This is a genomic window from Rhizobacter sp. P1_G5 (assembly GCF_056405435.1).
Map to the genome: position 1 here is coordinate 1 of NZ_JBFUCB010000242.1, position 8333 is coordinate 8333.

Here is an 8333-nt window from a genome sequence, read left to right on the forward strand (position 1 = left end):
GTCGCCGACTGTTTGACCACAACGAACGAAGTGAGTGGCGGGAGTTTCGGCGACGGGCCATGAAACCAGTCAGCGGAGGGAAGTCTTCGCCCCCCAGGGCGAAGACCGCACCGGCCGGCGAGCCACAGCCTCCCCGCACGCGCCTTCCGCGCCAATGCGCCAACAGAAAACCTACGGCAACCAGTGCCGCTGCTCRCACCCCGCATCCCCGCAGCGCTCGCAGACCCATTGCCAGCGCGGGTTCGCGCGGGCCTCGTCGAGCACCGACGGTTCCAGCAGCGCATGCCGCACCGCCAGCAGCGCGTGCGACAGCCGCGCCGGTCCGGTGCCGGCCACCACCGAATAGCCGAGCCCGCCGCGCGCCAGCGCCGCGCGCACCAGCGCGGTGACCGGCTCGCGCACCTGGGGCCCGTCGCGCTGCAGGCCGTCGGCCTGCCAGGGGATGTCGAGCGCCGTCAGCAGCGTCAGCGCGCAGCCGCGCTGGGCCTCGATCGCGCTGTCGTACAGGCTGCGGTCGCCGAACACCTGCTCGCTGTAGACCGCGATCATCAAGGCCGTGGTGTCGGCGATCACGATGTCGTGCGTCTCGGCGGCCGCGGCGATGCGGCGCGTCTGCTCCTGCGCGATGCCCGCCTGCTCGTCGACGCGCGGCGTGCGCGCATGACGGTCGCAGAATTCGCGCAGGTATTCGCCGACGAGGGCGACCGAGCGACCGTCGCGCTGCAGCGCCGCCTGCAACTCGCCGGCGAGCGTCGTCTTGCCGGTGCTCTCGGCGCCGACGATCGCAATGACGTGGCTCGCGTGGCTCACGCGGCCTGCTCCACCTTGCGCCACGCGCGCCAGCCGGCGAACGACATGCCGACGAAGATCGCGTACAGCGCGACCGTCAGCCACAGTCCCTTGTACGCGAACAGCCCGACGCTGACGGTGTTGACCACCACCCACATCGGCCAGTTCTCGACGTACTTGCGGCCGAGCAGCCACTGCCCGACCACGCTCGCGGCCGTGGGGAAGGCATCCCACCACGGAACATCGGTGTCGGTGAAACGCTTCAGGAACCAGCCGAGCGCCGGCCACAGCGCGAGGGTCGCGACGACCACGGCCAGCCGGCCGCGCGGGCCCAGCGAACGCACCCGCAGCCCACGGCCGTCGCCCTGCGTGCCGCGCAGCCATTGCCACCAGCCCCAGCCGGCGACCAGCGCGAAGAACACCTGCAGGCTCGCGTCGCCATACAGCTTGCTGTCCCAGAACAGCGCGACGTAGAGCAGCGAGCTGACGATCGCGAGCGGCCAGCCGAGCGGGTCGACGCGCATGTTGCAGACGACCATCGCGATCGCCAGCACGAAGGCGATCACCTCGACCCAGGTGACGGGCGAGCCCCACAGCGTGAAGGCCGCAGCGAACAGCGGCTGCAGCGCTAGCAGCAAAGCGTCCATCAGGAAATGGCGATCAGCGCTTGGCGGTCGACACCTGGACGTAGATCTCGTCCGGCTTGACCATGCCGAGTTCGAAGCGCGCCTTCTCCTCGACCATCTCCAGGCCTTCCTTCAGGTCGCTGACCTCGGCGACCAGGCGCTCGTTGCGCGCGCGCGCCGCGTCGTTCTCGCCCTTCTTCTGGTCGAGCTTGGCCTGCAGCTCCATCACGCGCGGCACGCCGCCCTTGCCGAACCACAGTTCGGCATGGACGAGGGCCAGCAGCGCGATGAGGCCGAGGGTGACGAGGCGCACGGGCCCGGATCAGCGCAGGTTGTAGAACGCGCCGCGGCCCGGATAGCTCGCGACATCGCCCAGGTCTTCCTCGATGCGCAGCAGCTGGTTGTACTTCGCCATGCGGTCCGAGCGGCTCAGCGAACCGGTCTTGATCTGGCCGGCATTGGTGCCGACCGCGATGTCGGCGATCGTCGAGTCTTCGGTCTCGCCCGAGCGGTGGCTGATCACCGCGGTGTAGTTGGCGCGCTTGGCCATCTCGATCGCCGCGAAGGTCTCGGTCAGTGTGCCGATCTGGTTGATCTTGATCAGGATCGAGTTCGCGATGCGCTTGTCGATGCCTTCCTTCAGGATCTTCGTGTTGGTGACGAACAGGTCGTCACCCACCAGCTGCACCTTGGTCGTCAGGCGCTCGGTGATGTGCTTCCAGCCGTCCCAGTCGCCTTCGGCCATGCCGTCTTCGATGCTGATGATCGGGTACTTGTCGACCCAGGTCGCGAGGATGTCGGTCCACTCGGGCGCGCTCAGCGTCAGGCCTTCGGCGCTCAGCACGTACTTGCCGTCCTTGTAGAACTCGCTGGCCGCGCAGTCGAGGCCGAGCGCGATCTGCTCGCCGGCCACGAAGCCGGCCTTGTCGATCGCCTGCAGGATCAGCTGGATCGCCGCCTCGTGGCTCGCGACGCTCGGGGCGAAGCCGCCTTCGTCGCCGACCGCGGTGCTCATGCCCTTGTCGTTGATGATCTTCTTCAGTGCGTGGAACACCTCGGCACCGTAGCGCATCGCCTCGCGGAAGCTCGGGGCGCCCACCGGGATGATCATCAGCTCCTGCAGGTCGAGGCTGTTGTTCGCGTGCGCGCCGCCGTTGATGACGTTCATCATCGGCACCGGCATCTGCATCGCGCCCGAGCCGCCGAAGTAGCGGTACAGCGGCAGGCCGCTCTCTTCAGCCGCGGCGCGCGCCACCGCCATCGAGACGGCCAGCGTCGCGTTCGCGCCCAGGCGGCTCTTGTTCTCGGTGCCGTCCAGGTCGATCAGCGTGCGGTCGAGGAAGGCCTGCTCCGAGGCGTCGAGGCCGAGCACGGCCTCGCTGATCTCGGTGTTCACATGCTCGACCGCCTTCAGCACGCCCTTGCCGAGGTAGCGGTTCTTGTCGCCGTCGCGCAGTTCGATCGCCTCGCGCGAGCCGGTGGAGGCGCCCGAGGGCACCGCGGCGCGGCCCATCACGCCGGATTCCAGCAGCACGTCGCATTCGACGGTCGGGTTGCCGCGGCTGTCGAGGATCTCGCGGCCGACGATGTCAACAATGGCACTCATTCAATCTTCCTTCAGGTTTTTCGACTACTGCTAGGGTGATTCTGGCGGTCAGTTGAAATCGGCTTCGAGAAAGCCGTTCTTCTTCGTGATGCGGTCGAGTTCCACCAAGGTGGACAGCAATTCCTTCATGCGCTTCAGCGGCACCGCGTTCGGGCCGTCGCTCAAGGCCTCGGCCGGGTTCGGGTGAGTCTCCATGAAGACGCCCGCCACGCCGACCGCGATGGCCGCACGCGCCAGCACCGGCACGAACTCGCGCTGGCCGCCGGAGCTCGTGCCCTGGCCGCCGGGCAGCTGCACCGAGTGGGTCGCGTCGAACACCACCGGGGCCTTCGTGTCGCGCATGATGGCCAGCGAGCGCATGTCGCTGACGAGGTTGTTGTAGCCGAAGCTCGCGCCACGCTCGCAGGCCATGAAGCTGTCTTCCGGCAGGCCTTTTTCGCGTGCGGCGGCGCGGGCCTTGTCGATGACGTTCTTCATGTCGCCGGGCGCGAGGAACTGGCCCTTCTTGATGTTGACCGGCTTGCCCGATTGCGCCACGGCGCGGATGAAATCGGTCTGGCGGCACAGGAAGGCCGGCGYCTGCAGCACGTCGACGATGGAGGCCACGTGCTCGATCTCCTCGGTGCTGTGCACGTCGGTCAGCACCGGCACGCCGATCTCGCGCTTGACCTTGGCGAGGATCTCCAGCCCACGCTCCATGCCGGGGCCGCGGAACGAGGTGCCCGACGAGCGGTTCGCCTTGTCGTAGCTCGACTTGAAGATGAACGGGATGCCGAGCGCGGCCGTCATTTCCTTCAGCTGGCCGGCGACGTCGAGCTGCAGCTGCTCGGTCTCGACGACGCAGGGGCCGGCGATCAGGAAGAAGGGCTTGTCGAGGCCGGCTTCGAATCCACAGAGCTTCATGCCGCGGCCTTCTCGGGTTGCGGCTGCTCGTTGCGCGCAGCCTGGTGCGCGAGCGCGGCCTGGATGTAGGAGCGGAACAGCGGGTGGCCTTCCCACGGCGTCGACTTGAACTCCGGGTGGAACTGCACGCCCATGAACCACGGGTGCACCGTGCGCGGCAGCTCGACGATCTCGGTCAGCTTCTCGCGCTGCGTCAGCGCCGAGATCACGAGGCCGGCCTCGCGCAGCTTGTCGAGGTAGTTGACGTTGGCCTCGTAGCGGTGGCGGTGGCGCTCGTTGACCACATCGCCGTAGATCTCGTGCGCGAGCGTGCCGGGCATCACGTCGGAGCTCTGCGCGCCCAGGCGCATCGTGCCGCCGAGGTCGGAGTTCGCGTTGCGCGTCTGGATGGAGCCGTCGGCGTCCTGCCACTCGTCGATCAGCGCGATCACCGGGTTCGGCGTCTCGGGCTCGAACTCGGTGCTGTTGGCGTTGGCAAGGCCGGCCTTGTGGCGCGCGATCTCGATCGTGGCGACCTGCATGCCCAGGCAGATGCCGAGGTAGGGCAGCTTGTGTTCGCGGGCGAACTGGGCGGTGAGGATCTTGCCCTCGACGCCGCGCTTGCCGAAGCCGCCGGGCACCAGGATCGCGTCATAGCGCGCGAGCTGGTTCACGTTGTCGGTGGTCAGCGTCTCGGAATCAACGTACTCGATGTTGACGCGGGCATGGTTGTGGATGCCGGCGTGGCGCAGCGCCTCGTTCAGCGACTTGTACGAGTCGGACAGGTCGGTGTACTTGCCGCACATCGCGATGGTGACCTCGCGCTTCGGGTGCTCGACCTCGTCGACCAGCGCATCCCAGCGCTTCAGGTTGGCCGGCGGGGTGTTGATGCGCAGCTTGTCGCAGATCAGGCCGTCGAGGCCCTGCTCRTGCAGCATGCGSGGCACYTTGTAGATGGTGTCGGCATCCCACACCGAGATCACGCCCCATTCGGGCACGTTGGTGAAGAGCGAGATCTTCTCGCGCTCTTCGTCGGGGATGCGGCGGTCGGCGCGGCACAGCAGCGCATCGGCCTGGATGCCGATCTCGCGCAGCTTCTGCACGGTGTGCTGGGTCGGCTTGGTCTTCAGCTCGCCGGCGGCGGCGATCCACGGCACGTAGGTGAGGTGCACGAAGGCGGTGTTGTTCTGCCCCATGCGCAGGCTCATCTGACGCGCCGCTTCGAGGAAGGGCAGCGATTCGATGTCGCCGACGGTGCCGCCGACCTCGACGATCGCGACGTCGACCGCCTGCTCGGTGCCGAAGGCGGCGCCGCGCTTGATGAATTCCTGGATCTCGTTGGTGACGTGCGGGATCACCTGCACSGTCTTGCCGAGGTAGTCGCCACGGCGCTCCTTCTCGAGCACGCTCTTGTAGATCTGGCCGGTGGTGAAGTTGTTGGCCTTCTTCATCCGCGTCGTGATGAAGCGCTCGTAGTGGCCGAGGTCCAGGTCGGTCTCGGCGCCGTCGTCGGTGACGAACACCTCGCCGTGCTGGAAGGGAGACATGGTGCCCGGATCGACGTTGAGGTACGGATCCAGCTTGATGAGGGTGACCTTGAGGCCGCGCGATTCGAGAATCGCTGCAAGTGATGCAGCCGCGATGCCCTTGCCCAGCGAGGACACCACACCGCCGGTGACAAAGACGAACTTGGTCATTGCAGGGTCAGCAGGCGCCTTGTCGACGAATGCCGTGGTGGTAAAGCGCGATTATAGGCGCGTGAACTCCCCCAGCCAGCGCAGCACCTCGGCGGCCGCTTGCCCCGGCTGCTCGAAGGGGAACAGGTGCGAGCCCTCGATCCACGAGATGCGCCCCTGCGTGAAGCGCTCGGTGGCCTTCATGCCGACCTGGCGCACCTCGGTCGACTGCGTGCCGCCGATGAAGGCCATCGGGCAGCCGGGCGGGCGGCGCACCAGCAGGCGCGGGATGTGGTGCGGCAGCGTGTAGTAGATCTGCGTCTCGATCTCGCGCCGGAAGCTCAGCGAATGCCCGTGGCCGGACGGCTCGATGCCGGCGTCGATGTAGTCGCGCAGCACGCCGGGCGCCCAGCGCGCGAAGGCCGGCTTGGCCGCGAAGTGCGCGAACGCCGCCTCGGCGCTCGGCCAGTGCTGGCGGCGGCGCTTCGAGACGTGGCCGGGCGAGAAGCGCTCGCCGATGCCGGTCGCCTTGGCCACCTGCAGCGTGCGGGCGAGCAGCCCGCCGATCAGCGGCGAATCCATCAGCACCACGCCGCGCGCCAGGTCGGGCCGCTTCGACGCGGCCAGCACGCTCAGGAAGCCGCCGAGCGAATGTCCGACCAGCCAGACCGGCCCGGCGGCGGCGTGCTGCTCGATGAAGGCGATCAGCTGGTTGCGCAGCAGCGGCCAGTTGTTGGTGACGCGGTAGTGCTCGTCGTGGCCGAGCTTCTCGATCGCATGCACCTCGTGGCCGGCGGCGCGCCACGCGTCGAACAGCTGCCGGTAGGTGCCGGCGGGGAAGCTGTTCGCATGCGAGAAGACGATGCAGCCCGGGGCGGCAGTCACGCGGCTCCCATCAGATGATCTTCTCTCCGGGGTGCGTGATCTTGCGCATCGGCTCGTAGCGGTCCGACGGCACGCACAGTGGGTGCTCGGCGGCGCTGCCGTCCCACTGCGGGTCGTCGATCGATTCGAACACCTGGCGCAAGCGCTGGCCCCAGGTGCTGCGGATCATCGCGAAGTACGGGTTGCGCTCGTCGATGCAGACCATCTGCTGCGACTGGAAGGTGCCGGCCTCGTAGACCAGCAGGTCCAGCGGCAGGCCGACCGACAGGTTGGATTTCAGCGTCGAATCCATCGACACCAGCGCGCACTTGGCGGCCTCGTCGAGCGCGGTGTGCGGCGTGATCATGCGGTCGAGCACCGGCTTGCCGTACTTCGATTCGCCGACCTGGAAGTAGCAGGTCTCGCGCGTCGCCTCGATGAAGTTGCCGGCCGAGTACACCAGGAAGAGCCGCATCGCCTCGCCCTTGATCTGGCCGCCGAGGATCATCGAGGCGTTGAAGTCGACGCCGGCCTGCTTCAGCGACGGGCCGTCCTGGTCGTAGACGCGGCGCACCGCGCTGCCGAGCACGCGGGCGGCGTCGAACATGCTGGTGGCGTTCCAGATGGTGATCGGCTCGTCGTCGCCGTTGTCGAGCTTCTCGACCTGCAGGATCTCGCGCACCGACTGCGAGATCGACAGGTTGCCCGCCGACAGCAGCACCATGAAGCGGTCGCCGGTCTTCTCGTAGACCATCATCTTGCGGTAGGTGCTGATCTGGTCCAGGCCCGCGTTGGTGCGCGAGTCGGACAGGAAGACGAGGCCGGCATCGAGCTTGATGCCCACACAGTAGGTCATGACGGGGTGTCCTGCAGGTTCTTCAGGCGGTAGAGCGCGTCGAGCGCCTCCTTCGGCGACAGCATATCGGGGTTGATGCCGGCCAGCGCCCGCTCGATGGGCGAGACCGGCTTCTCGGCCTCCGGCGCGGGCGCCGCGAACAGGTCGATCTGCGCGCTGCCGGCGTGCTGCTGGGCTTCGAGCGCCTCCAGCGTCGCGCGCGCCTGGCGCACCAGCGTGCCGGGCATGCCGGCCAGCCGTGCGACCTGCACGCCGTAGCTGCGGCTGGCCGGGCCGGCCTGGATGTCGTGCAGGAAGACGATGTCGTCGCCGCTCTCGGCCGCCGACACGTGCACGTTGAGCGCCCGCTCGTGCTTGACCGGGAACTCGGTCAGCTCGAAATAGTGCGTCGCGAACAGCGTGAAGCTCTTGTTGCGCTCGTGCAGGTGGCTTGCGATGGCGCCGGCCAGCGCCAGGCCGTCGAAGGTGGACGTGCCGCGGCCGATCTCGTCCATCAGCACCAGCGAGTGATCCCCGGCGCTGTGGATGATCGCGGCCGCCTCGGTCATCTCGAGCATGAAGGTCGATTGCGCATTGGCCAGGTCGTCGGCCGCGCCGATGCGGGTGTGGATCGCGTCGATCGGCCCGAGCCGGCAGGCATCGGCCGGCACGAACGAGCCGATCGCCGCCAGCAGAACGATCAGCGCCACTTGGCGCATGAAGGTGCTCTTGCCGCCCATGTTCGGGCCGGTGATCACGAGCATCTTGCGGGCTGCGTCGAGCCGGCAGTCGTTGGCCATGAAGTTGCCGCCGCCGGTCTCGGCCAGGCGGGCCTCGACCACCGGGTGGCGGCCGGCGGTGATGTCGATGCAGGGCTCGCGCACGAACTGCGGGCGCGTCCAGCCGAGTGTGTCGGCGCGCTCGGCCAGCGCTGCCAGTGCGTCGAGGCTGGCCAGTGCGCGCGCCAGGCCCGACAGCGCCTCCAGGTGCGCCTGCAGCTGGTCGATCAGCTGCTCGTAGAGCTGCTTCTCGCGCGCGAGCGAGCGCTCCTGTGC

At 68.0% G+C, this 8333-nt stretch carries 9 protein-coding genes; all 9 read right to left on the reverse strand.

Features of this window, described 5'->3' with window-relative positions; all coding sequences use genetic code 11:
* Positions 1-171: 171 nt before the first annotated feature.
* Positions 172-810, reverse strand: a complete 639-nt coding sequence (locus AC1D12_RS17325; protein WP_477841789.1) for an AAA family ATPase — start codon at positions 808-810, stop codon at positions 172-174.
* Complete coding sequence (pnuC, locus tag AC1D12_RS17330; protein ID WP_465113392.1) at positions 807-1436, reverse strand: nicotinamide riboside transporter PnuC; 630 nt, start codon at positions 1434-1436, stop codon at positions 807-809. Before pnuC ends, AC1D12_RS17325 begins: the two co-directional genes overlap by 4 nt.
* Before the next feature lie 13 nt (positions 1437-1449).
* Positions 1450-1728: a cell division protein FtsB gene (gene ftsB / locus AC1D12_RS17335; RefSeq protein WP_047506223.1), complete on the reverse strand. Its 279-nt coding sequence runs from the start codon at positions 1726-1728 to the stop codon at positions 1450-1452.
* Positions 1729-1737: 9 nt separating this feature from the next.
* Positions 1738-3021, reverse strand: coding sequence for a phosphopyruvate hydratase (gene eno / locus AC1D12_RS17340; RefSeq protein WP_047594661.1), 1284 nt, complete (start codon positions 3019-3021; stop codon positions 1738-1740).
* Between the two features lie 48 nt (positions 3022-3069).
* Positions 3070-3924, reverse strand: coding sequence for a 3-deoxy-8-phosphooctulonate synthase (gene kdsA, locus AC1D12_RS17345; RefSeq protein ID WP_477841791.1), 855 nt, complete (start codon positions 3922-3924; stop codon positions 3070-3072).
* Positions 3921-5600: a CTP synthase gene (gene pyrG, locus AC1D12_RS17350; RefSeq protein WP_047506227.1), complete on the reverse strand. Its 1680-nt coding sequence runs from the start codon at positions 5598-5600 to the stop codon at positions 3921-3923. Before pyrG ends, kdsA begins: the two co-directional genes overlap by 4 nt.
* A gap of 51 nt (positions 5601-5651) precedes the next feature.
* Entirely contained in the window at positions 5652-6464 is an 813-nt protein-coding gene (locus tag AC1D12_RS17355; protein WP_047506229.1) for an alpha/beta fold hydrolase, read from the reverse strand.
* A gap of 10 nt (positions 6465-6474) precedes the next feature.
* The gene (locus AC1D12_RS17360; RefSeq protein ID WP_477841794.1) at positions 6475-7299 is read right to left on the reverse strand and encodes a proteasome-type protease; all 825 of its coding nucleotides are present in this window, start codon (positions 7297-7299) and stop codon (positions 6475-6477) included.
* The coding region (locus AC1D12_RS17365; RefSeq protein WP_477841796.1) for a MutS-related protein at positions 7296-8333 on the reverse strand (1038 nt) is incomplete at its 5' end. The genes AC1D12_RS17365 and AC1D12_RS17360, both read right to left, overlap by 4 nt.

Bases quoted from the DNA above. Each gene is read 5' to 3' on its own strand.
- pnuC (WP_465113392.1), bottom strand. From the start codon at position 1,436: ATGGACGCTTTGCTGCTAGCGCTGCAGCCGCTGTTCGCTGCGGCCTTC.
- AC1D12_RS17360 (WP_477841794.1), bottom strand. From the start codon at position 7,299: ATGACCTACTGTGTGGGCATCAAGCTCGATGCCGGCCTCGTCTTCCTG.
- eno (WP_047594661.1), bottom strand. From the start codon at position 3,021: ATGAGTGCCATTGTTGACATCGTCGGCCGCGAGATCCTCGACAGCCGC.